At 79.1% G+C, this 726-nt stretch carries 1 pseudogene; it reads left to right on the plus strand.

Going from position 1 to position 726, the window contains the following annotated elements:
• A pseudogene (locus KN815_RS49465) lies at positions 1 to 726 on the plus strand (hypothetical protein); the annotation flags it as partial.

Here is a 726-nt window from a genome sequence, read left to right on the forward strand (position 1 = left end):
GCCCCGCGCCCGCCCTGGTGGCGCTGGTGCGCCGCCCGGCCTTCGCCTTCGTCGGCTGGGTCGCCCGGCTGCTGCTGCGCGGCTGCCGGGACCATGCGGCCGAGATGGAGCGCGCGGTCGCCGCGGCGGCCTCCGAGCGGGCCCAGTCGGTCGACTACGGGCTGCGGATCGTCGCCCAGGAGCAGGTGGGCCTGGCCTACGCGGGCTGGGACCGGCTGCTGACCCGGGTCGCGCTGCCCGCCTGGCGGATGGGCCGCTGGCCCTCCCGGCTGGACGCGGGCGTGGTCTCGGCGCTCACCGAGCTCTCCCGCCGCGACCGGCTCGCCGAGGGGTTCACCTCCCGGCTGAGCGAGCGCCCGGCCTGCGACCTCCTGGAGGAGCCCGGGGTGATGGACGAGGCCACCTCGCTGCTGGCCGCCCGCCTCTTCCACGGCGGCCCGCCGGAGCCGGGCCCCGACTGGTCCCCGGTCGACTGGAGCGCGTATCCGGAAGAGGTCGTGGACCGTAAGTGGCGGCAGGAGGCCGCCCGGCTCAACCGGCTGCTGGACGAGCGGGAGGACACCCACGACCTCGTCGGCGCCGCTCGCGCACCGGCCCCCGCGAGCGCCCCCGAGCCGCCCACCCTGGCCCGGGTCATGGAGCGGCTCACCGCCACCGCGGCCGGCCCCGTCGGCACCGCCGACGTCGCCGACGACTCCGACGGCGGCGCCCCCGGGCTCGCCGCCC

Source organism: Streptomyces niphimycinicus, from assembly GCF_018883605.1.
Classification (GTDB): Bacteria; Actinomycetota; Actinomycetes; order Streptomycetales; family Streptomycetaceae; genus Streptomyces; species Streptomyces niphimycinicus.